The 23,298-nt window shown below is 55.8% G+C and carries 21 protein-coding genes; 10 read left to right on the top strand and 11 right to left on the bottom strand.

Annotated features, from left to right (window positions below; genetic code table 11):
- Positions 1–20 precede the first annotated feature (20 nt).
- On the top strand, positions 21–965 hold the full coding sequence (ispH, locus tag O5O48_RS01235) for a 4-hydroxy-3-methylbut-2-enyl diphosphate reductase (RefSeq protein ID WP_269687935.1): 945 nt from the start codon (positions 21–23) through the stop codon (positions 963–965).
- Positions 966–1,180: 215 nt separating this feature from the next.
- Here ispH and O5O48_RS01230 read toward each other — a convergent pair whose 3' ends face one another.
- From O5O48_RS01230 to pilB, 6 genes are read right to left on the bottom strand one after another with little or no spacing between them, the layout of a single operon-like run.
- Positions 1,181–2,128, bottom strand: coding sequence for a Nudix family hydrolase (locus tag O5O48_RS01230; RefSeq protein WP_269687934.1), 948 nt, complete (start codon positions 2,126–2,128; stop codon positions 1,181–1,183).
- Between the two features lie 2 nt (positions 2,129–2,130).
- Positions 2,131–2,322, bottom strand: coding sequence for a DNA gyrase inhibitor YacG (yacG, locus tag O5O48_RS01225; protein ID WP_088277640.1), 192 nt, complete (start codon positions 2,320–2,322; stop codon positions 2,131–2,133).
- On the bottom strand, positions 2,319–2,921 hold the full coding sequence (gene coaE, locus O5O48_RS01220) for a dephospho-CoA kinase (RefSeq protein ID WP_228245812.1): 603 nt from the start codon (positions 2,919–2,921) through the stop codon (positions 2,319–2,321). The genes yacG and coaE overlap by 4 nt, the downstream gene beginning before the upstream one ends.
- Positions 2,922–2,956: 35 nt before the next feature.
- Complete coding sequence (locus tag O5O48_RS01215; protein ID WP_269687933.1) at positions 2,957–3,829, bottom strand: prepilin peptidase; 873 nt, start codon at positions 3,827–3,829, stop codon at positions 2,957–2,959.
- A gap of 3 nt (positions 3,830–3,832) precedes the next feature.
- The gene (locus tag O5O48_RS01210; protein WP_269687932.1) at positions 3,833–5,089 is read right to left on the bottom strand and encodes a type II secretion system F family protein; all 1,257 of its coding nucleotides are present in this window, start codon (positions 5,087–5,089) and stop codon (positions 3,833–3,835) included.
- Positions 5,090–5,092: 3 nt separating this feature from the next.
- Entirely contained in the window at positions 5,093–6,793 is a 1,701-nt protein-coding gene (pilB, locus tag O5O48_RS01205) for a type IV-A pilus assembly ATPase PilB (protein WP_269687931.1), read from the bottom strand.
- A 293-nt stretch (positions 6,794–7,086) separates the two neighbouring features.
- Here pilB and O5O48_RS01200 point away from each other — a divergent pair, with 293 nt between their 5' ends.
- From O5O48_RS01200 to O5O48_RS01160, 9 genes are all read left to right on the top strand, one after another.
- Entirely contained in the window at positions 7,087–7,509 is a 423-nt protein-coding gene (locus O5O48_RS01200; RefSeq protein WP_269687930.1) for a pilin, read from the top strand.
- A gap of 79 nt (positions 7,510–7,588) precedes the next feature.
- Positions 7,589–9,559, top strand: a complete 1,971-nt coding sequence (locus O5O48_RS01195; RefSeq protein WP_269687929.1) for a hypothetical protein — start codon at positions 7,589–7,591, stop codon at positions 9,557–9,559.
- A complete protein-coding gene (locus O5O48_RS01190; protein WP_269687928.1) occupies positions 9,556–10,431 on the top strand; it encodes a glycosyltransferase family 2 protein in 876 nt (291 codons plus the stop codon). The genes O5O48_RS01195 and O5O48_RS01190 overlap by 4 nt, the downstream gene beginning before the upstream one ends.
- 91 nt (positions 10,432–10,522) lie before the next feature.
- Complete coding sequence (locus O5O48_RS01185; protein ID WP_269687927.1) at positions 10,523–11,689, top strand: nucleotide sugar dehydrogenase; 1,167 nt, start codon at positions 10,523–10,525, stop codon at positions 11,687–11,689.
- A 196-nt stretch (positions 11,690–11,885) separates the two neighbouring features.
- Positions 11,886–13,052 (top strand): glycosyltransferase, encoded by a 1,167-nt coding sequence (locus tag O5O48_RS01180; protein WP_269687926.1) that lies wholly within the window; start codon positions 11,886–11,888, stop codon positions 13,050–13,052.
- Positions 13,049–13,693, top strand: a complete 645-nt coding sequence (locus tag O5O48_RS01175; RefSeq protein ID WP_269687925.1) for a class I SAM-dependent methyltransferase — start codon at positions 13,049–13,051, stop codon at positions 13,691–13,693. The genes O5O48_RS01180 and O5O48_RS01175 overlap by 4 nt, the downstream gene beginning before the upstream one ends.
- 5 nt (positions 13,694–13,698) lie before the next feature.
- Entirely contained in the window at positions 13,699–14,379 is a 681-nt protein-coding gene (locus tag O5O48_RS01170; RefSeq protein WP_269687924.1) for a methyltransferase domain-containing protein, read from the top strand.
- The gene (locus O5O48_RS01165) at positions 14,376–15,833 is read left to right on the top strand and encodes an MOP flippase family protein (protein WP_269687923.1); all 1,458 of its coding nucleotides are present in this window, start codon (positions 14,376–14,378) and stop codon (positions 15,831–15,833) included. Before O5O48_RS01170 ends, O5O48_RS01165 begins: the two co-directional genes overlap by 4 nt.
- Before the next feature lie 7 nt (positions 15,834–15,840).
- Positions 15,841–16,722 carry a glycosyltransferase gene (locus O5O48_RS01160; RefSeq protein WP_269687922.1) on the top strand — a complete coding sequence of 294 codons (882 nt, stop codon included), beginning with the start codon at positions 15,841–15,843 and terminating at the stop codon, positions 16,720–16,722.
- On the opposite strand, the gene O5O48_RS01155 is transcribed toward O5O48_RS01160, so the two are convergent.
- The 5 genes from O5O48_RS01155 to O5O48_RS01135 form a co-directional block, all read right to left on the bottom strand.
- Positions 16,696–17,736: a glycosyltransferase family 4 protein gene (locus tag O5O48_RS01155; RefSeq protein ID WP_269687921.1), complete on the bottom strand. Its 1,041-nt coding sequence runs from the start codon at positions 17,734–17,736 to the stop codon at positions 16,696–16,698. The two genes, O5O48_RS01160 and O5O48_RS01155, sit on opposite strands and share 27 nt — an antisense overlap.
- Before the next feature lies 1 nt (position 17,737).
- Positions 17,738–18,832 carry a glycosyltransferase family 4 protein gene (locus O5O48_RS01150; RefSeq protein ID WP_269687920.1) on the bottom strand — a complete coding sequence of 365 codons (1,095 nt, stop codon included), beginning with the start codon at positions 18,830–18,832 and terminating at the stop codon, positions 17,738–17,740.
- A gap of 115 nt (positions 18,833–18,947) precedes the next feature.
- Entirely contained in the window at positions 18,948–20,888 is a 1,941-nt protein-coding gene (locus O5O48_RS01145) for an acyltransferase family protein (protein WP_269687919.1), read from the bottom strand.
- A 94-nt stretch (positions 20,889–20,982) separates the two neighbouring features.
- Positions 20,983–22,308 carry a nucleotide sugar dehydrogenase gene (locus O5O48_RS01140; protein ID WP_434006950.1) on the bottom strand — a complete coding sequence of 442 codons (1,326 nt, stop codon included), beginning with the start codon at positions 22,306–22,308 and terminating at the stop codon, positions 20,983–20,985.
- 93 nt (positions 22,309–22,401) lie between these two features.
- Entirely contained in the window at positions 22,402–23,187 is a 786-nt protein-coding gene (locus tag O5O48_RS01135) for a class II glutamine amidotransferase (RefSeq protein WP_269687918.1), read from the bottom strand.
- Positions 23,188–23,298 lie beyond the last annotated feature (111 nt).

The raw sequence follows: 23,298 nt of genomic DNA, 5'->3' as shown, positions 1-23,298 counted from the left end.
ATACTCCAGCGAGGCTTTTCATGCAGATCAAACTGGCCAACCCCCGCGGCTTCTGCGCCGGTGTCGACCGAGCCATCGAGATCGTCAATCGCGCGCTGGAAGTGTTCGGCCCGCCGATCTACGTGCGTCACGAGGTAGTCCATAACAAGTTTGTGGTCGAGGATCTGCGTAATCGTGGCGCGGTATTTGTCGAAGAAATCGATCAGGTGCCGGATGACGTGATCGTTATCTTCAGCGCCCACGGCGTGTCTCAGGCTGTGCGTCAGGAGGCGGCAGATCGGGGTCTCAAGGTGTTTGACGCCACCTGCCCGCTGGTGACCAAGGTGCATATGGAAGTAACCCGCTATAGCCGCGAAGGGCGCGAATGCATCCTTATTGGTCACGCTGGTCACCCTGAGGTCGAAGGCACCATGGGGCAGTACGACGCCAGTAACGGCGGGGCAATCTATCTGGTTGAGGACGAGGCGGACGTCGAACGCTTGCAGGTGCAAGACCCTGAGCGCCTGGCGTTTGTCACCCAGACCACCCTGTCGATGGATGATACTGCGCGGGTGATCGACGCGTTGCGTGCACGCTTCCCGTCGATTGACGGGCCACGCAAGGATGACATCTGCTACGCCACCCAGAACCGCCAGGATGCCGTCAAGCAACTGGCTGCGTCCTGCGATGTGGTGCTGGTGGTCGGCAGCCCGAACAGCTCCAACTCCAATCGCCTGCGCGAGCTATCCGAGCGTATGGGCACGCCTGCCTACCTGATTGATGGTGCCGAAGAGATTCAATCAGCCTGGCTGGAGGGCGCGCAGAATGTCGGCGTCACCGCAGGTGCCTCGGCACCGGATGTGCTGGTGCGCCAGGTTATCGCCCACCTGCACGCCCAGGGTGCCACCGGCGCAGAGGAGCTGGCGGGCAAGGAAGAAAACATCGTCTTCAGCATGCCGAAAGAGCTGCGGGTGGTACAGCTGTAGGGGCGAGATACGCTGCGCCCGCGAATACGGTGCCGGCAGACCGCCGGGTGCGGCAACAGCCTGCGCATCTACCTTGCGGCCACGACATGTCGTGGCCCTGCAAAATCACGAAATATGAAACACCGCGGCGATGCATTGTAGGGGCGCGGCATGCCGCGCCCGCAGGCGTTGCGCTGTCGTTGACCGCAGGCGTTGCGCTGTCGTTGACCGGGCGCTTACTGGCTGCCCTTCCACAGCCCCCTGATGGCCGCAATGCCCTGTGCGCCTGCATGGTGGGCGGTATTCAGCTCGGCCAGCGTCAGTCCACCCAGCAGGTAGGCGGGCAGGCGGCAGCGTGTCAGCAGGGCGTGGGCCTGCTCCCAGCCGAGGGGCAGAGCGTCGGGATGGGTTTGTGTGGGCAGAACCGGCGACAGCGTTACAAAATCCACTCCCAGCGCTTCCGCCATCTGCAGCTCCTCTGCGTTGTGGCAGGAAGCTGCCAGCCAGCGGTGCTCTGGCAGCGGACGAACTGGTGTCGGCTGTTGGGCAAATTCGCGAAGCTGGGCAGCCGTCAGGTGCCAGCCGGCGCCTTCCATCACTGGTGCCTGATCACCCTTCAGCATAAATATGGCCTGGTCACCCCAGCGGGCCATCACCTGCTCGCACAGCGCCCGGTAGCGCGCGTCATCCAGCTGTGTCTGGCGCAGCTGGATCAGTCGCATGCCTGCCGCAACGGCTCGGCCAATGCCGTCCAGTACGTCGGGTTCGTCCAGACCCGGAGTCACCAGATAGCGGTCAGGCAACTGCGCGGCGGTGACGATCGGCTGATTGGCTGCCGGAAAGCTGAAGTCGTTCAGCTGTTGTTCGGTTACCCAGCGCACCGGTTGCCCCTCGGCGCCATGTGCGTCGCCGCTGAAGCTGCTGACTTCCCATACATCCAGACGAATCTGTTTGTCTGTGTAGTCATGCTGCAAGTCGATCAGCGGGCGCGCGCTGATCACGGTTATCCCCAGCTCTTCCCTCAGCTCCCTGCGCAGCCCATCGAGGCGGGTCTCGTCTGCTTCAAGCTTGCCGCCGGGAAACTCCCATAATCCGCCCTGATGCGCATTGTCCGGGCGCCTGGCGATCAAGATCCGGCGCTGGGGGTCACGAATGACCGCCGCCATCACGTGAATGCGGCGCATGCTCAGCGCTCCGGCAAGTCGTCGGAAAAGATATCCTGCTCGTCGTCCTGACGGCCTTCAATCACGTGCTCTTCAGCCGCCCAGGCGCCCAGATCAATCAGCCGGCAGCGATGGCTGCAGAAGGGCCGTTCAGGGAAGCTGTCGTCCCAGGTGACCGGTGCCTTGCAGGTGGGGCAGTTGACCGTCAGCGTCATGCTTGGGACTCCAGCAGTTTGAGATAGCGCTGGTGCAGCGCGTCGACCTGGGCGTGCAGTGCCGCCAGGTCGCTGTCGTTGGTGAGGACGTCGTGGGCATGGCGCAAGCGTTCTTCCCGCTGGGCCTGGGCCTGCATGATGGCGCGCACCTGTGCCTCGGGCACCGCATCGCGCTGAACGGTGCGTGCGAGCTGCATGGCTTCGGGCACATCGACCACGATGATGCGCTTGGTCAGACTATTCTGGCCTGACTCGACCAGCAGTGGTGAGACCAGCAGCGCGTAAGGCGAGCGGGCGGACTGCAGATCGGTCATGATCTCTTCGCGAATCAGCGGGTGCAGCAACTGCTCCAGCCACTGGCGCTCCTGCGGTTCAGCGAATACCCGCTCGCGCAGGGCCGCACGATTCAGGTTGCCGTCCTCCAGCAGGATGGCATCGCCAAAGCGGTCGACAATATGGCTCAGGGCTGGCTTGCCCGGCTCAACCACAACACGGGACTTGAGGTCGGCGTCCACAACGTGGATGCCATGTTCGGCAGCAAAGCGATTGGCAGCAGCGGTCTTGCCACTGCCAATGCCGCCAGTCAGGCCTATGATCATCGGGTACGGATCCTCGGGATGGATGCCGGCTGCTGTCAGAAACCGGCGAACTGCAGATACTGGCTGGTGATTGTCTCACCCCAGATCAGCGCTATCCAGCCGGCAATGGCCAGATAGGGCCCGAAGGGCAGTGGTGTGCTGTTGGCTGCACCACGTGTCTTGAGAATAATGATGCCGAGAATGGCACCCACCAGCGACGACAGCAGGATGGTCAGCGGCAGAATCTGCCAGCCACCCCAGGCACCAAGCATGGCGAGCAGCTTGAAGTCGCCGTAGCCCATGCCTTCCTTGCCGGTGATCAGCTTGAACAGCCAATACACCGACCACAGGCTGAGGTAGCCGGCAATGGCGCCCCACAAGGCGGTATTAAGGTCGGTGTAAAGGCCGATGCTGTTGGCGATCAGGCCCAGCCACAGCAACGGCAGCACAAGGTCATCGGGCAGTAACTGGGTGTCGGCGTCGATCATGCTCAGGCTGATCAGGCCCCAGGTCAGCAGCAGCATGCCGCCGGCCGCCCAGCCAAAACCGTAGTGCCAGGCTACTACCATCGACAGCGCCGCCGTCAGAATCTCGACCAGCGGGTAGCGGGCGCTGATTGGCGCCCTGCATTGGCCGCAGCGGCCGCGCAGCAACAGGTAGCTGATTACCGGCAGGTTCTGCCAGGCCTTTATTTCAGTCTTGCAGTGCGGGCAATGGGAGTGGGGCAGCAGCAGGTTGTAGGTGTCTGCGGCAGGGTGTTTTTTGTTGGGTTCGAGCAGCTCTAGAGCCTGTTGATGCCACTCGCGCTCCATCATGCGCGGCAGACGGTGAATCACCACGTTGAGGAAGCTGCCAACGATCAGGCCAATCAGCCCTGCGAGCAAAACAAAGGCCAGCGCGTGGCTGGCCAGATAGTCAAGGAGTGGCATGGGTCAGACAACGTTACCCAGCTGGAAGATCGGCAGGTACATGGCTACGATCAGGCCACCGACCAGAATACCCAGCACCGACATGATCAGCGGCTCGAGCAGGGTGGTCAGGTTATCGACCTTGTTGTCGACTTCGGCCTCGTAGTAGTCGGCCACCTTCTCCAGCATGCCATCAAGGTTACCGGACTCTTCACCAATGCCGGTCATCTGCACCGCCAACGAAGGGAAGACCTTGGTGGCGCGCATGGAAAAATTGAGCTGGGAGCCAGCAGATACATCTTCCTTGATTTTCATGACCGCGTTGTAGAACACCACGTTACCGGATGCGCCTGCGACCGAGTCCAGCGCATCCACCAGCGGTACACCGGCAGCGAAGGTGGTGGACAGCGTACGAGCATAACGCGCTACCGCCGCCTGATAGACAATGTCGCCAACAATCGGCGCCTTTAGCAGGGTGCGGTCCTCGAAATCACGGAAGGCCTTTGATCGTTGATGGGCTTGTGAGTAGGCGTAACCGATAGCAATCATCAGCACCAAGGCGACAAACCACCATGACTGCAGCCACTCGGATAGTCCGATCACAAATAGGGTAAAGGCCGGCAGTTCGGCGCCAAAGTTGGCGAACACTTCCTGAAATGCTGGCACAACCTTCAGAAGCATGACCGCCGTTACGATCACCGCCACCACAATCACCGCGATCGGGTAGGTCATGGCCTTCTTGATCTTGGCCTTGAGTGCCTCGGTCTTTTCCTTGTAGGTCGCAATGCGATCAAGCAGCGATTCCAGTCGTCCCGACTGCTCACCCGACTCAACCAGGTTGCAGAACAGATCGTCAAAATACTTGGGGTGCTGGCGCAAGGAGTCTGCCAGTGTGTTGCCGGCGGCAACGTCTGTCTTGATCTGCGTGACCAGTTTGCCAACGCTCGGGTTGTCCGCGCCTTCGGCAATGATCTCAAACGCCTGGATGATGGGGACACCGGATTCCATCATGGTTGCCAGCTGGCGAGTGAAAAACGCAATATCCAGTGGCTTGATCGGTTTTGGCCGCTTGCCGAACAAGGTTGATTCACGCTTGATCTTGGTGACCAGAATGCCCTGCTTGCGCAACTGGGTTTTAACCAGTGCGGCGTTCTCGCCCTGAAGCACACCATCGATCCTGGTGCCCTTGCGATCCTTGCCCTCCCACTTGAAGGGGTAGAGTTTTTCTTCCTTGGCCTTCCTGGCGGCGGGTTTCTTTTTCAGTGCGGCTTGTTGCGCCATGACTTAATCCTTGGTCACTCGGTTGACTTCCGCCAGGCTGGTCACACCTTCTTCCGCCTTCATCAGCGCGGACTGGCGCAAGTTTCGGAAACCCTCACTCTGGGCTACGTCGGAAATCTGGATGGAGTTGCCGTCTTCCATGATGATGCGCTGCATCGCCGGAGTGATCTTGACAACCTCATAGATACCAACACGACCTTTATAACCGTCTTTACAGTTTTCGCAACCCACAGGGCCGTAAATTGTTATGCCTGCATCAATTTTTTCCGGTGTGAAACCTTCTTCCAGCAGCACCTCGCGGGGCACATCCATGGGCACCTTGCAGGACTTGCACAGCCTTCTTGCCAGACGCTGGGCGATGATCAGGTTGACCGAGGTGGCGATGTTGAACGAGGGCACACCCATGTTGCGCAGACGCGTCAGCGTCTCGGCGGCGCTGTTGGTGTGCAGGGTGGACATCACCATGTGGCCGGTCTGTGCGGCCTTGATCGCGATTTCGGCGGTTTCCAGGTCGCGGATCTCACCCACCATGATGATGTCCGGGTCCTGACGCAGGAAGGCGCGCAGCGCCTGGGCAAAATCCAGACCCTGCTTGGGGTTTACGTTGACCTGGTTGATGCCCTCAAGGTTGATTTCGACCGGGTCCTCGGCGGTGGAGATATTGCGCTCCATGGTGTTCAGGATGTTCAGGCCGGTATACAGCGATACGGTTTTGCCCGAGCCTGTCGGGCCGGTAACCAGAATCATGCCCTGCGGTCTGGCAAGGGCCGCCATATACATCTGCTTCTGATCGTCTTCATAACCCAGCGCGTCGATACCCATCTTGGCGCTTTCGGAGTCGAGAATACGCAGCACCACCTTCTCGCCCCACAGCGTCGGCAGGGTATTGACCCGGAAGTCGATGGCCTTGCTCTTGGAAATCTTCAGCTTGATGCGGCCATCTTGCGGCTTGCGGCGCTCAGCCAGGTCCATGGATGACATCACTTTGAGGCGCGCAGCGATACGCACGCCCAGCTGCACGGGAGGCTTGGCTACCTCGTGCAGCACGCCGTCGGTACGGAAACGTACACGGTACATCTTTTCATAGGGTTCAAAGTGCAGGTCAGATGAACCCATGCGCACGGCGTCAAGCAGCATCTTGTTGACGAAGCGAACTATGGGCGCGTCGTCGGCGTCAGTGCCTCCGTCCGCACGGTCTTCATCCTTGACCGATTGAACGTCAAGCTCGTCCAGATCTGCATCGCCAATGTCGCCCAAGCCACCGGTCGGGCTGTCGAGGTATTTTTCGATAGCGCTCAGCAGCTTGTCGTCTTCGACGATCACCGCGTCGGTCATCAGGCCGGTGTGGAACTGAACATCACTGAGGGCCTGCTGATTTGTTGGATCAGAAATGGCCAGATACAGGCGTGAGCCGCGCTTGAACAGCGGCATCACATTGTGCTGGCGCACCAGCTTCTCACTGACCAGCTCCTTGGGTTGAGCTTCCTTGTCCAGAGCGCTGAGGTCGAAGTAGGGGTAGCCGAATTCTTCAGCGCAGGTCATTGCCAGCGAGCGGGCATCTGCCAGCTTCTTCTGCACCAGATGGGTGATCAGCGGAATTTTGTCCTGACTAGCCTGCTGGCAGGCTTTCGCAGCCACGTCGGCCTGAATAAGGCCTTCCTGCACAATACGCCGTGCGAGCCCTGAAAGAGCGGGGGTTTCCATGTGGCAATAGTCCTGAATTTCAAAAGCATTAATGCTGCAGACTATAGTACAGACGCCGCCGGGATTGAACTGTCCGGGTGGGCCTCCTGTGCGCGGGTTATCAGTGGGTAGCATGCGCCGGCGGCGCCGGTGTGACAAAAATTGTCACATTCTGTCGTGTGCTGTCTTGAGGAGTGCACCCAGACGCTTTTGTGCAGCGGTACACAGGCCGCAACACAGCGCTTTGCACATTGGTCTGGTTTTTGCTTTCATTCCTTCAGCCGCTTGGCTATTTCACTTAAAGGAGTAAACACATGAAAGCTCAAGTTCAAAAGGGTTTTACCCTTATCGAACTGATGATCGTGGTTGCGATCATCGGTATTCTGGCTGCTATCGCGCTGCCGGCCTACCAGGATTACACCGCTCGCGCCAAGATGTCTGAAGTTGTTCTGGCTGCCAGCTCTGCACGTACTTGTGTAACTGAAACTGTCCAGTCAACAGGCCGAGACGCTGATCTTACTCAGTGCGGTGGCGACTTCACTGCAACCAAGTACGCGACCGACTTGCAAGTTGATGCTGATGGCATTGTTACCGTTGATAGCCAAAGCGATATCGCTGGTGTGGAAATTGAACTGTCACCGGTTTATCAGGGTTCTTTCCACATCACCGAGTGGATTTGCTCTGGCAACATCAGCGGTAATGCCAAGAATGCCTGGCTGCCGGGCTCCTGCCGTTAATGCAGTCGAGCTTTTGAGTTGAAGAAGCCCCGCTTTGCGGGGCTTTTTTATGGTAAGGGAATATGGCGTGTGGAATGCAATGACTAAGGTGGCTGGAGTTAGATTTCTGCTTGTATTGCTAGCGCTGGCTTTGCTTTTTTGGGTCTACAGGCAGGGCTTTGGTGGCGCACTTTATTACGACGACTACGGAAATCTGGAAGGTCTCAGCAAAATAGTTGATCTGCACTCCGCAAAACAGTTTGTATTTGATGGTTTTGCCGGGCCGCTAGGTAGACCGATTGCGCTTGCTTCCTTTGGTTTGCAGGCATCTGGCTGGCCGGATAACAGCGCATCGCTGTTGTTTGTAAATGCCCTGGTTCATATGGCAAACGCTTTGCTGTTAGGTGTGCTCGGCTATATGTGTTTGCGGCTTTGCCTATCGTTCTCCAGTCCTCAGGCATTTTGGGCTGCATTTGGTTCTGCAGTGCTTTGGGCTGGCCTGCCTCTATTGGCGTCAACCTCCCTGATTGCGATCCAGCGCATGACGGGTCTCGCTGCACTATTCAGTATTTTGGGACTGGTTGGCTTTACATGGGCCTACAGGCTTTACGCAGGCTCTCCCGTTCGTGCGCTGTTCTGCCAATTTACTTTTCTTGGGCTGGGTACTTTGCTGGCGATGTTCAGCAAGGAAAATGGAGCGTTAACGCCACTCTTTGCGCTGGCTATTGATGTTCTGGTGCGCAAGGAAGGGCTCCGGTCGGCAGATCATTGGGTCCACAAACTGCGGTTTGCAGTGCTGATGCTCGCGTTGGTGGTGTTCCTGGTTTATCTATCGCCGTTGATGCGTGATTATTTGTCGGTATCTGATGTGCGGGGCTATAGCGCCTGGGAGCGGCTGCAAATTCAGCAAGGAGTGTTGTGGGAATACATCCGCGCATTCATCGCGCCGCTGCCTTCGCTGTTTGGCCCCTTTCATGATGACTATCCGCGCACCGTAGATGGTATATCGTCCGGTGTTGCTGCGCTTGCATGGTTGTTGAGTCTGGTAATTGGTATATGGCTGCACGTAAGCGGCAAGAGTCGCTGGCCGCTGTTTGCGGTGCTCTGGTTCATGTTCGGGCATCTGCTGGAGTCCACTACCATTCAACTGGAGCTGTATTTTGAACACCGCAATTATCTTCCGGTGTATGGGGTTTGCCTTGCATTAGCCGCGGCGGTTGCCAGTGTGCCTGCGGCTTATCGGCGACTGGCCGTATTTTTGTTTGCGTTGTTCGTTCTACTGCAATGGGCTGTTTTGCTGTCTGTTACCAGTATGTGGGGGCAGCCAATGAAAGCGGCCAACGTATGGGCAGCAGAAAGGCCCGCCTCTTCACGTGCAGTGACCCATGCGGTGTTCCTGGAGCTGTCTGAAGCAGATAACAATGTAGCCGACCTGAATTATCAGTACATTCGCAGGCAGCGATATGAGTACACGCTTTCGCTTCTGGATCGAACCATCCAGCATTGCCCCGGTTGCGTCAGCGTTCGACTTCAGGCAGTCGGATACGTCTGCAAATTGAACCGGTTTGACGAGGCAAAGGCGCGCTTGCGTGATACGGTTTCCTTTGCGGCGGGCGCAGAAAAGCCACGATCCGTTGTCGACGGTCTGTTCGGTCTGCGCGAACTGATTCAGGAGGGCGGGTGTGGTGATCTGAGTGGTGATGACCTTCTTGCATTGATCGAGGCGCTTTCCGGCAGCCAACTTTTCAAAATAAATCACATCAGCACCCGAATATACTTCCTGGCTGCGGCGGTGGCTGAGGATTTGGGGCGCGCCTCAGATCGGGATGCCTATCTTCTCAAGGCTGAGGCGTCTTCACCCGTCGCGCTTCCGGTTTTGCAATATCAGCTGAAGGTGGCGATGGTGGCCAGTAAATTTGATCAGGCGCTCGATGCAATTAACCGACGATATCCCCTGGTGGTTGAAAACAAAGGGGTCATGACTCAAGCGCTACTTGATGAAATAAAGGCTGGCGTTCTTGAAGAAATGACTCAGGTGTCAACTGATGGATCGCAGGAGCGAGGCGAATGATCGAAGTTGTAGTGACGGAATCTGATGTATCCATCGTGATTCCCGCGAAGAACGAAGCAGCGAGCTTACCTGCATTACTTGAGCAACTCCGTGCTGTTGGTGAGTGGCGGGAAATAATCGTAGTAGATGATGGGTCCAACGATAAAACGGCCACAGTCGCGGAAGCGGCAGGCTGTGTTGTGCCTCGTCATCCTTACAGTAAAGGTAATGGCGCAGCGATCAAAACCGGCGCAAGAACTGCGAGTGGTGACGTAGTCGTCTTTATGGACGCTGACGGGCAGCACGATCCGGCAGATATCCAACGCCTGCTAGAACGTATCAATGAGGGCTACGATCTTGTTGTGGGGGCACGTCAGCGCGGCTCGCAAGCCAGTGTCGGACGTGGGTTGGCAAACGGCCTCTACAATCGGCTGGCCACCTATATGACAGGGCACAAAGTAGAAGACCTGACCTCCGGTTTTCGTGCCGTTCGGGCGGATAAGTTTCGGGAGTTCCTCTACCTGCTGCCTAACGGATTTTCCTACCCCACCACCTCTACCATGGCATTTTTTCGGGCCGGATACTCGGTTGCATACGAGCCAATTCATGCCGCTCAGCGTGTTGGGAAAAGTCATATCAAGCTGTTGAAGGATGGCGTACGGTTTTTGCTGATCATCTTCAAAATCGGCACCTTGTATTCGCCGCTGAAGCTGTTTGCGCCGGTGTCGGCTCTGGCCTTTCTGATTGCGACTCTCTGGTATGGATACACCCTTGTGATGGAGGGGCGGTTCACCAATATGAGTGCGCTGCTGTATACCGGAAGTGTGATGGTCTTTCTGATGGGGCTCATTTCTGAGCAGATTACGGCATTGATGTATAAGGACGCCCGATGAGAAAGGGCATGTACCAGGACATTGATTTTTTTGGCAGACCCAACGAAGGCGCTGCCGGTGCCTGTACTTGCCTCCAGTTAAGTGATGACTCATGAATATCACGATTGTCGGTGCCGGCTATGTCGGTCTTTCCAATGGTGTGCTGCTCGCCCTCCATAATAGCGTTACTGTCCTGGACGTCATTCAAGTCAAGGTGGATCAAATTAATGATCGCCGTTCGCCTATTGAAGACAAAGAAATTCAGCAATATCTGGCCAATGAAAACCTCCATCTCAAGGCTACCACGAACGAGCAGGAGGCCTTCAGCGATGCGGACATAGTGATCATTTGCACTCCCACCGATTACGATCCGCATACCAACTCCTTCAATACCCGAAGCGTCGAGGCTGTTGTCGAAGCAGTTTTGGAGGTTAGCCCTGACGCCTTGATGGTAATTAAATCCACCGTTCCTGTGGGCTATACCCGCAGCCTGAGCGAAAAATACGGCATCGAGAATCTGATTTTCTCACCGGAGTTCCTGCGCGAAGGTAAAGCCTTGCACGACAATCTGTATCCTTCGCGGATTGTCGTTGGCGAGCGCTCATCGCGTGCTGAAAACTTCGCCAGATTGCTGCAACAGGGAGCGATCAAGCAGGACGTGCCGCTACTGTTCACCAACAGTACTGAAGCAGAAGCCATCAAGCTGTTTGCCAATACGTACTTGGCTATGCGTGTGGCCTACTTCAATGAGCTGGACAGCTATGCCGAGATGCATGGTCTGGATACCCAGCAGATCATAGAAGGCGTTTGTCTGGATCCGCGAATTGGCAACCACTATAACAATCCCAGCTTTGGTTATGGCGGATACTGCCTGCCCAAGGACACCAAGCAGCTCCTAGCGAACTACGCAGATGTGCCCAGTACCCTGATTCGCGCTATCGTGGATGCCAACACTACCCGTCAGGAGTTCATCGCAGAGTCAGTACTCAAGCGCCATCCTCGGGTAGTCGGTATATATCGTTTGGTTATGAAGTCCGGTTCCGATAACTTCAGGGACTCAGCCATCCTGGGCGTAATGAAGCGCGTGAAGGCCAAGGGGATTGAAGTCGTAATATACGAGCCGAGCCTGAAGGCAGATAGTTTTCTGGACTCCAGGGTGATTGCTGATCTTGACGAGTTCAAGCGAATTAGTGATTTGATTATTGCCAACCGCCAAGCGGGTGCTTTGCAGGACGTGGTAGGCAAAGTTTATACCCGCGATCTATTCGGTAGTGATTGAGTAATGAAAATCTGTGGTTGCAGATTCAGGCCTGCTATTGCTAAGCCGAGGTTGCTTGCTGACATACAGGTAGTAGAGGGAAACTCCAGTAAATCTGCTTCCTTTGCTACACCCGTGAGGCGGTAGCTATGCCAAGACGCCTAGTCATTACCTTCAAAAATAATAGGCTCTGATAAATGCTTGCAGTGCAGCTTAAATGAAAAAAGTAATTATTTTTCGCAATGATCTTTTGTTTCGGTCAGAGACCTTCATCAAGGAACAAGCACGATTTCTGAGTCGCTGGCAGCCGGTGCTCGTTGGCTATGATCAGGTAAAAGATGGTCTTGATCTTAGCGGCCTAGAATTCAGAATCATCCCTGGTGCGGCGAGCAGGACTATTGGGCGATATGCATTGCGCTTGCTCCGTATGCTTGGCCTCCCTCATCAGTCTACCGTGGAAGCCTTGCGGGCTGTTGATGCGCAATTGGTTCATGCACACTTTGGCACCGATGCCACAGATATCTGGCCAAGTGTGAAAGTCCTCGGATTGCCAATGGTGGTGACTCTGCACGGTTACGACATAAACATCCATCGTGAATGGTGGGAGTCTGGTCGAGGTGGCATCCATCGCAGGGTGTATCCACGTCGGCTACTCAAGATGGCGCAAGACCCTACCGTTCATTTCATCGCCGTATCCCAAGCGATCAAGCGTCGAGCCGTCGGATACGGGATTCCGGAAGACAAGATCACAGTTTGTTATACAGGCGTAGATACCGAACGTTTCAAGCCGGGAGGTCTACCGATTGACCAGCGTGGTAAGCGGATCCTGTTTGTTGGGAGGATGGTTGACAAGAAAGCCCCCCTGCTGCTGATCCGAGCCTTTTCAGAAGTGCGCAAGCAAGTCGCTGATGCGGAACTGGTCATGATTGGCGATGGCCCGTTGCTCGAGGGCGCACGGCAGCTGGCACAAGATTTGAACATACCGGTTGAGTTCTGTGGGGCCCAGAACTCTAATTATGTTTTGACAGAGCTTAATCGGGCGCGTGTTTTGTGTTTGCCAAGTGTGACTGCAGACAACGGTGATGCTGAAGGTTTTGGTCTGGTCATTCTTGAAGCGCAAGCCAGCGGCGTGCCAGTCGTCACGTCGGCACAAGGCGGCGCTGATGAAGGTGTGTTGAATGGATGTACTGGCTATACCTTCGAGGAATGCGACTTGCACTCGATGGTGCAGGGGCTACTTGGTTTGATCGGCACTGCTGCCGACCTGATGGGCACGTCTGCAGCAGCTGTTCAGTATGTGCAAGACCGTTTCGATGTACGAGACTGCTCTGCATGTCTTGAACATATCTTCGATAGAGTCACTGCAACTGAGAGACGGATATGAAGGCGATGATTAGAAAGTTTTTGGAGAGTCACTTCCCCCGCAAGCCGTTTTCGTCGCAGGAATACTGGGGGCAGCGCTACGAGTCCGGTCGGAATTCAGGCCCCGGCTCATACGGCCACTTGGCCGAGTTCAAGGCATCTGTTTTAAACGCGTTCGTCGCAGAGAATAATGTCTCTTCGGTTATGGAGTTCGGTTGCGGTGATGGAAACCAGCTCACCTTGGCAGAGTATCCGACTTATATCGGTTACGACGTCAGCCCGGAGGTTATTGCTATATGCCGTGAGCTATTTCATGAGGATGCATCGAAGAAATTTTTCCTTGCCAATGAGTATGCTGGTCAAACGGCTGAGTTGACATTGTCACTTGATGTTATTTATCACTTGGTTGAGGACGATGTTTTTGACGAGTATATGCGCCGTTTGTTTAATGCATCGTCGAGATTTGTAGCGATTTATTCATCTAATCAAGACGAGCCAATAGCTCCCGTTGCCAAACATGTTTTCCATAGAAGGTTTAGCAGTTGGATAGAAAAAAACGCGCCGCAATGGAGCTTGGTGAGCTGTACTCGAAACCCCTATCCGTACAACGGTGATTCGACGAAAACGTCTTTCGCCGATTTCTATTTTTACAGCATGGATTGAGCTCTGTGTATTCGGAAAGCCGCATTAGCCATAACTGGCTCATAAAGAAGGCTGTAAACAATAAAGTCCGCGCACGCTTACCCGAGCTATCCGGGCGTGTGATTGATCTAGGCTGCGGAGTGCGCCCCTTCGAGAAGGACATTCTTGAGCATGCAGATGAGTATGTAGGGGTAGACTGGGGTAATACGCTTCACGGACTTAAGGCCGATATCGTGGCCGACCTCAATCGCCCGCTGCCCATCGCTGATGAAACGGCAAGCCACGTTGTCAGCTTTGAGGTGCTTGAGCACCTGTCTGAACCGCAGGTGATGCTGGCTGAAACCGTCCGCATCTTACGAAGAGGCGGGCAGGTGACGCTTTCTGTGCCTTTCCAATGGTGGGTCCACGAAGCCCCTTGGGACTATTACCGCTACACGTGCCATGGGCTTGAGTACATGCTGCGCAAGGCCGGGTTTACCGATGTCGTGGTGTCGCCGACCACCGGATTTTGGTCAATGTGGCTGCTCAAGCTCAATTATCAAACGCTGCGACTGGCAAGAAGAGGGCCGCGCCCGGTCAGGCTTGTGATGCGCACTTTGCTAATCCCGTTCTGGTGGTTGAATCAACATCTTGCTCAGGCTATTGATCGATTCTGGCCAGAAGAGAGTGAGACTGCTGGCTATTTTGTGACCGCCACTAAACCATGACACTGCGCAAAGCGACATTCTCTGCGGCCCGCTGGACTACGATTTCAGCGATTATCCGTGCCGGTATGCAGATTCTACAAATGGCGGTCCTCGCACGCTTATTGACTCCTGCGGACTTCGGCTTGATGGCCATGGCGGGAGTGGCTGTGGCGATTGCGTTGCTGTTTTCAGACCTTGGCCTCAGCAGCGCGCTGATGCACTTCCCGCTGCCTGATCGTGCCACATTGTCAACTTTGTTCTGGCTGAACTTGGCATTTTCCTGGCTGCTGGCGCTGCTGTTCGCTGTGTCGGGTTGGCCGCTATCTTATGTCTATGATCAGCCTGATCTGCTGCCGGTGTTGGTCTGGCTTTCGGCTAGTTTCCCGATTGCTGCGCTCGGGCAGCAGTTTCGAGTGTTGGCAGAGAAGGAGCTGCGTTTCAATATTCTGGCGCAGAATGAGATTGCCGCTGTAGTGGCGGGTACTGCTATTGCCGTCGCCGCTGCAGCATTTGGCTGGGGTGTTTTCGCGTTGGTGGCTGCCATGCTGTCAACAGCCGCGATCAACTCGATGCTGGCGTGGTGGCGATTATCTTCAGGTCTTCGCCCTAAGGCCTTTTTTCATTTACAACTTGCGCGCCCGTTCGTCGAGTTTGGTCTGCATCGTGTTGGAGACAGTTTTTGGAACACGGTTCGCATGCAAGCCGACGTGTTTGTAGCGGGCCTGTTTGCTATGCCCGCTGCGGTGGCTGCTTACGCGGTCCCACGTGATTTGACTTTGAAGATTGCCAACGCTGTTATCAATCCGGTTATTACCCGTGTCGGCTTACCTGTCATGACTCGCCTGCAGGACGATGCGACTGCGTTACGTCAGGTCTACCTGAAGACATTGGCGTTGACTGCTTCGTTCAACTTCCCGCTATATGCGCTGCTGGCTTTGTTTCCCCAGCAAATTGTTTTCCTGTTTCTTGGCGACCAATGGGCAGGCGCTGATTTCTATCTCCGCCTGTTCGCTTTATGGGGGCTAGTCCGCTCCACAGGCAATCCTTCCGGTAGCTTGCTATACGCTGTGGGTATGGCTCAGCGTGCTCATGTGTGGAACCTACTCCTGTTTTTCGTCACCGTTCCGTTACTGTGGGTGGCGGCCAAGCTTGGAGGTTTGTTTGCACTGGCCTGGACAATGCTAGTTTGGCAGGCTGTGGTGTATATTTTGGCTTGGCGATTTCTCATTCAGCCAGCCTGCGGTGTGGATTTCGTGACGTACAATGGCAGCATGATTCCACCACTGTTATCTACCGCATTGGCATCGGCTCTTGCCGTTGGTGCTGTTAGTCTTCTGCCAGCATCAGTGCATCTGCCCCTTGGTTCTCTGGTGCTCGGCGGTGCGTATCTGCTGTTGAGCTGGTACTTCAACCGACAGTGGATCGAAGTCATGACGGAATTACTTCGTATCCCTATGCTTGCCCGCAAAAAATGAGATGAACATGCTCCGACCTCAACTGACCAGTGTCATTATTCCCGTGTTCAACGACGTAGAGGGTATCACCAGAACACTTGAAGGGATTAAACGACAGTCGTGGCCGATGAGTGGTATCGAGGTGATTGTTGTAGATAACGGCTCTGAGCAGCCGGTCATTCTCTCAGCCCAATATCCATTCCCGGTCCGGGTAATCAGATGCGAAACACCCGGTTCTTATGCCGCCCGGAATGCGGGCGCTGCGGTAGCGAAGGGTGAGGTTTTGGCATTTACTGATGCAGACTGCATACCCTGTGAGTCTTGGCTTGAGCGAGGTATAGCTTCACTGATTATGGGTGAAGGAAAATGGGCAGTGGGTGGAGAGGTGCTCTTTAGTTCAATAGAGTCACCTAGTAGTGTTGCCTTGTACCAGATGACTACAGGGTTCGGGCAAGAGAGTAATGTCCGGGATAAGGGGTTCTCTGCAACAGCTAATTTGTTCTCCACAAGAGCACAATTCGATAAGGTCGGACCTTTCGATGAGCGCCTTCTTTCGGGAGGGGATCGTGAATGGGCATGGCGAGCGAGCACCGTCGGCATCAGCATTAACTATCAACCAGATGCCGTCGTCTACACCGAGCCCCGACGCACCTTGGGAGGTGCTATTCGACAGGCACGGAGGGTAGTTGCAGGGCGGGCCGGGCTGCGTAAGCTTGGAGTAGCTCATATCGGCGATGCCGCAGTCGCTAAACAGCGTTCAGCTTTGGAGTCAGTTAAGTGGATTCTTTCACAAAGTAAGCTGAGTCTATGGGACAGGCTACGTGTACTGGCGGTTGCAACCTTGATTCGCGGTGCGGCTGGTATTGAAAGCCTTCGACTCGCACTAGGTGCGACACCCGAGCGCCGGTGAGGTGATGTCGCGATAAACATGCAGGTATTTTTTTATCATTTCGTTCTCGGAGAACCTTTCCTGCATACGGTAGGGTGCTACGCGGCACATGGCATCATGCAGCTGCCGGTTTTTCGATAAGTTTTTCAGGGCAGCTACGAAGGCGTCTACGTCGTTCAGTTCGCACAGCAATCCAGTTTCTCCGTGGTCAATTACCTCAGCCAGCGGACTGATATGTGTAGCCACTGCCGGCAGGCCGCATGCCATGGCTTCTATTGCAACCAGAGGATGCCCTTCACTGCGCGACGGAAATAGTAATGCGTCTGCATTATGCATAGCATCTGCCACTTCAGCATCACCTTGCAGTCGCCCAAGATCTATCATGTTGGGCGGCATTTGAGCCTTGTCCTTTTCTGCAGCATGACCGCCTGTATAGTGCAGCTCAAATTCGTCACCGAGCTCTCGCATGATGGGCGTCAGCAAATCTACTCCTTTACGAGCCATCCAACTGCCTACGAAGAGTAACCTATACGGCGTTGCTGAATTACGAACCGATTGGCCTGGTTTAAAAACCTCGTTATTTACGCCGTTGTGTATGACTTGGATCGGCACATCTATCAGGGTTTGCCTTGCGCTATCTGCGACAAATTGGCTTACCGCGATGACTTTATTTGCGCGTTTCATAATTCGACGCTCAATAGGCGCTATCCAGTGTTTATGGTAAGCCGCTCTAAGCCAGCCTTTGTAGCTTCGTGCGTCGGGGTGATGGATTGCGTGATGCAGCGTCGCTACCAACGGTAGGTGGCTCGGTATAAATCTAGGGTGTAGCCATGTATTCACGTGAACTGCTGTGGCCCAATCCGGTGCTTTAGGTGCACTCACGGTCCACGGAGCGTATTCTGCGCGGAGTGGTAACCAGGTTATCTCAGCCTTTATGCCTCGAGCATTTAGCCCTTTAACAAGGCGCTTGGTAAAGACATCAGTACCCGTATTTGTTTTTATGGTTGGAAACCAGATTGCTGGTGTCGTATGCATTTCAGTTTCCATTACTATCAGGGGCAGCCAAGGCCTTATGCACGCGTTCGCCGAACTTATTCCAAGCGAAACTCTGTGCAAATTCACTAGTGTCCGCTTGGCCCAGTGGCTGCAGCAGGAGCTGTAATGTACGGTCGCTCATTTCGCAGTAATTACCAATGGCTACCAGATAACCAGATATCCCATTGCGTAAGGCATCGACGATGCCTCCAGTAGCAAATGCGACCGTCGGTAGCCCATGCGCAGCAGCTTCGATAGCGACCATCCCAAAGCCCTCAGGGTCATCCGGAATATGGCGGACAGGGAATACGTGCACGTCAGCCGCTTCATAGGCCGTAGCCAGTTCAGTTGGGTCGGTGATGACGCCCAGGAAAATGATGTTTGCACTGACACCAGCCTTTTCTGCGGCCGCCTTGATGCTTTCGACTGTTTGAACTGCTGCACCTAATGAGTTTTTGGGCGCTTCTCCGACCACTACGAGCATTGCATCAGGCTCTGTGTTTACAACTGCAGGCAGGCTCAGTTCAACAAATTCGCGCAGACCTTTTCTGGTAGTAAGGCGGCCAACCGATAGCAGGATTTTCTTTCCAGTCAGGCCGTGCTTTTCCCTGAACTCGGCGATGCACTCGGCAGGCTGCGGGGCTTCAGGAATGCTGACGCCCGGGAACACGATACTCAGTTGCGCCTCGTTCACGCCTGCAGCTAACGCCAGTTGTCTGGTGGGGGTGCTGTTGACGGTGACATGATCCAACCGCTTGAAGGTCGGTCGCCACAGTCTTCGATATACAGCATGGTCCACGGTGATGTCGAAGCCGTGCAGGTAAGCGGCAGACTTGGCTCCGGCGAGCTTGCCAAGGATCCATGCTATGGGTGCGGTGAGCCCACTGCCGGCAAGAATGATATCTGGCCGCCAGCGGAGGGCAGTCCACAGGCCTTTGATAAACGCGATTATGAGAAATAGTGGTAAGGGTTTAAGCGGCGCTTCGGCAATGTGTACGTTATCGGGCTTTTGAGCGGCCGAGCCGCCCGGCCCAATTACTCTCACATCCGAGTATTTGGACAGCTCATCCGCCATGTGCCAGTTCAGCCGTTCCATGCCGCCCACCAGGGGGGGCAGGTTGCGGGTGATGATGAGTATGCGGCGTCGTGGAGTATCCAAGTGTGCCTTCGCTCTGTATTTGTGTTGTACCGATAGGGTTATATGTCTAGCGCTATGGCATGCCCAGTGCGACTCTCATATTGTTCGCCAAACTTGCCGCAAAACTGGCGGTGAGGTGCTGGTTGTCTCTAAATACAATGGCTCTATCTAGTAGAGCTGCGCATCGTTTGCCGGGGCATACTGCGTCGTTCAGGTCTATCAAGGTTGCGCCGGGTAGTGAGTCCACGGCCAGTTTTAATCCTGTCATCGCAGTTGCTCTTTGCGGGTTATCGGCAGGCGAGGTGCAAGTATCTTGCGGTAACGTCCGGACTTGTTCTATGCCTCCGTGTTCCTCAAGACAGGTGACGCCGTTGAAGGCAAGCCCGTAAGTTGGAGCGATTATTGCTATTTGCTTCGCCGACGAGAGCTGGCCCTCAATAATCCGTATGGTTCCCTCTGCCCACTGGTCGGTGGTCAGATCATAGCTGCCCGCAGAGCCGATTAGAATTAGATCTGGTTGTAGTTTACTCAGGTATGCAGCGGCACCTTTCTTCCATTCGCTGCACTCAGTGTAAATACGCCCAATGCGTTGGTAAAAGATGGGCTGATCCACTATTGGGCATGAGGATTTTGTGATCACTTCCAGTCGCCATTCGCCGCTGTCCAGGTCAAGTGCCTGCTTGATTGCAGGAAACCACTGTAGCCCGATACTGTCCCCCCAAACTACAGCAACCTTGGGGGCTTCCTTTGAGCCAAAGTGGCAGGTTTTTACCTGTGCGGATGCATACCAGTCATCGCAGCCATAGCGATAGATTTCTGGAGCGTCTGAACGGGCTAAGGCAAGAACAGATGGGGCCTCGGCGGCGATTTGGTCTGTGGCGCTGTTGTGCCACTTTATGAGCTGCACATTGATCAGCACGATAACAACAAGGCTGGCGACAATTTGCCATTTGGGGCTGACTCTTGCGTTTTGGTATTGCCGAATGGGATTCTCAACCAATCGGTACGATAGGTGTGCAAGAAGGAATGCGGTCAGTACCAGTGCTGCCTGGGAGTAAGCTGTCTTCTCTGTCAGGAGGTGCTGGCCGACGACGAGCACAGGCCAGTGCCACAGGTAGAGTGAATACGATATATCGCCAATGTACTTGAGCGGGCCGCGAGCTAGTGGCGTTGTGGCCGTGCAGCGGGCGCCGGGTGATACCGCAAGCAGGCAGATCGATGTTGCCAGGGTTGGAACAAGGCTTATCCAGTCTGGGTAACGTGTGTTTTCGCCGATTAACACTGCACTGACGAGAATGGCGGCAAGCCCCATGGCAAGCTGTATCGAAGTGACGATGGACGAAGGTGATACTGACCGTCTTGCCAGCAGCCAGGTGATTGCGCCCAAACCGAACTGCCAGATGCGTGCGGGCATAAGATAGAAGGCTTGGACCGGGTTGCTGTGGGCAAGCCACATGCATAAGGCTAGGCTTAGCAGGCTTATGGCCAGCAGTAACGGCAGGCGGTACTTGCTCGCAAGGGTGCAGACCAGCATGACTATCAGGGGCCAAAGCAGATAGAACTGCTCCTCCACCCCGAGCGACCAGGTGTGGAGAAAGGCATTCGCCAGAGAAGTACTCTCGAAATAGTTCTGTTCGGCAAAAATGAAGTAAAAATTACTGACCCAGGCTGCGGCGCTTGCTGCGGCCGATGCTTGGGCGGGGTGTTCGGCGACGGGAGTTAAGGCAAATATTGCCGCTGCCGAGACGACCAGCATGAGCATCAATGCGGGCATCAGCCGTTTTAGTCGGCGGGCATAAAAGCGTGATAGTGATAGCTCTCCTTCCTTCTCAATTTCGGTGATCAGCAGGCCCGTTATCAGATAGCCGGAGATAACAAAAAAGACGTCTACTCCGATAAACCCGCCGTAAAGAAAGGGCACTCCGGCGTGCGCAGCCAGAACCAGAATGATGGCTACAGCTCTGAGGCCCTGAATGCTTGGATTATACGGCAGTTGCTTGATGTGCTGACTCAAGGTGCGTCCTTGCAGGTTAGTTGGCTGCGCTTCAATTTTGCGTGGAAGGTAAGGCCAATAGGTTCATGTTGCCATTGGTGTATACCGCTTACTCTCACGCATTAACCACATTCTCCCCCTGCAGGCGGCCGCGGGTGTCGACGATCAAGGTCGCGTATTGTTGCAGCGCGCTGTAGTCGAAGGCGTCGTGGTCGGTGGCGAGGACGAGGCAGTCGTAGGCGGCGATGGTCTCGGCGGTCAGGGTGACGGACTGCAGGTCGAAATGGTAATCCCGTTTCTGCGGGAAGCTGGGTACGTGCGGGTCTGCGTAGGCGACTATGGCACCTTTGTTCTGCAGCAGTGACATGATTTCCACTGCGGGGGATTCCCGGGTGTCGTCGATGTTCTTTTTGTAGGCGAGGCCGAGCACCAGGATGCGGCTGCCGTTGATGGCTTTGCTTTTGCTGTTGAGGGCGTCGGCGACTTTCTGCACGACCCAGTGCGGCATGTAATGGTTGATCTCGCCTGCCAGCTCGATAAACCGGGTGTTGACGCCGTATTCCCTGGCCTTCCAGGTCAGGTAGAACGGGTCAATCGGGATGCAGTGGCCGCCGAGCCCCGGGCCCGGTGTGTAGGGCACGAAGCCGAACGGTTTGGTGGCGGCGGCCTTGATGACTTCGTGGATGTCGATGCCCATGCGGTCGGCGACAATTTTCATTTCATTGACCAGGCCAATATTGACCGCCCGGTGGATGTTTTCCAGCAGCTTGGTCATTTCGGCGGCGCGGGTGGTGCTGACGGGCACGAGGCGCTCGATGGCTTTTTCGTAGAGGGCGGTGCCGAGTTCAAGGCATTGTGGCGTCATGCCGCCGATAACTTTGGGAATCTGCGCGGTGGTGAAGTGCGCGTTGCCCGGGTCTTCACGTTCGGGAGAGTAGACCAGCGCGCAGTCCAGCCCGGGGGTAAAACCGCGCTCTGTGAGCCGGGGCGCGAGCAGTTCGTCGGTAGTGCCCGGCCAGGTGGTGCTCTCCAGGCTCATCAGTTGCCCCGCCCTGAAGTAGGGCAGTATGGCGTCGACGGTATTGGTGACGTAGCTGAGGTCGGGCTGATGGTGGCTGTCCAGCGGGGTCGGGACGCAGATGATCTGGGCGTCGACCTCGCGGGTGAGGGCAAAGTCGCTGGTGGCGATAAATCCTGCGGCTCTGGCACGCTGGATTTCGCTGGCCGTTATGCGCTCGATATAGCTTTGACCGCTGTTGAGACTGGTGACCTTGGCTGGGTCGATATCAAAGCCGATGACCCGGATGCCGACCTCGGCAAAGCGCAGCGCCAGTGGCAGGCCGACGTAGCCCAGCCCGTAGATGCCAATCACGCACTGGCCTGACTGAATGCGGCTGCGCAGGCTGGCCATGGCGCTGCTGGTTTGGGGCGAGGTGGGCATTCGGTGGGCTTTCCCTGTCGTGAGTATCTGTTGGCGATGATTGCAAAAGCCCGGGGCCTGGGCAAGGCGGATCTATGGGGGCTGTGCTGCCGATCACTGCCCGGTTGGCAGCACGCCTTTGTGAACGATCTCGCCCTTGCGCCACAACATCCATTCCCCTGGCTTATAGGCCTGCCAGTGTTCGTTGCTGGTCAGCGGTTCGGTGGCGATGACGGTGACGACGTCGTTGGCGGTGGTGTGCTGTTTGAAGTCGACTTCCAGTTCCAGGTCGCTGAGCTGTGCCGGGCCGAATGGTGCGCGGCGGGTGATCCAGTGGAGTTTGCTGGTACACAGGGTGAACAGCCAGTCGCCATTGCTGAGCATCAGGTTGCAGACGCCAAGCTTGCGCAGTGGGGCGCAGCAGTCGCTGAGTGTGTGGGTCAGGGCTTCGAGCGCAGGCGGTGCGGTGTAGCGGCTTGCCAGGGTGTTGAGCAGGTGACAGAAGAGGCGTTCGCTGTCGGTATCGCCAACGGCGGTGTAGGGCCCGGTTGACGGGGTGAAGTCGGTCAACTGGCCGTTGTGGGCAAAGGCCCAGTATTGGCCCCAGAGCTCGCGGGTGAACGGGTGGGTGTTGGCCAGGCTGACGCCGCCGACATTGGCCTGGCGGATATGGCAGATGACGTTCTCGGATTTGATCGGGTATTGCTCGATCAGACGGGCGATGGCGGAGCTGTGGCAGGGGTTGGCGTCGTGAAAGCAGCGCAGGCCCTTGCCCTCATAGAAGGCGACGCCCCAGCCATCCCTGTGCGGGCCGATCTCGCCGCCGCGGCGCATCAGGCCGGCAAAGCTGAAGCAGATGTCGGTCGGGACATTGGCGCTCATGCCGAGCAGTTCGCACATCGAGGGCTCCTGGCCGTGTTTAGGGGTTGGAGTGTGATGGTAGCACTGGGGAGGGCAAAGCTGGAGGCTTGAAGCTTGAAGCTTGAAGCTTGAAGCTTGAAGCTTGAAGCT

It is taken from the genome of Halopseudomonas sp. MFKK-1, from assembly GCF_027474385.1.
Classification (GTDB): domain Bacteria; phylum Pseudomonadota; class Gammaproteobacteria; order Pseudomonadales; family Pseudomonadaceae; genus Halopseudomonas; species Halopseudomonas aestusnigri.
Note: the sequence above shows the minus strand (reverse complement) of the source record. Positions and strands in the feature narration are given on the sequence as shown.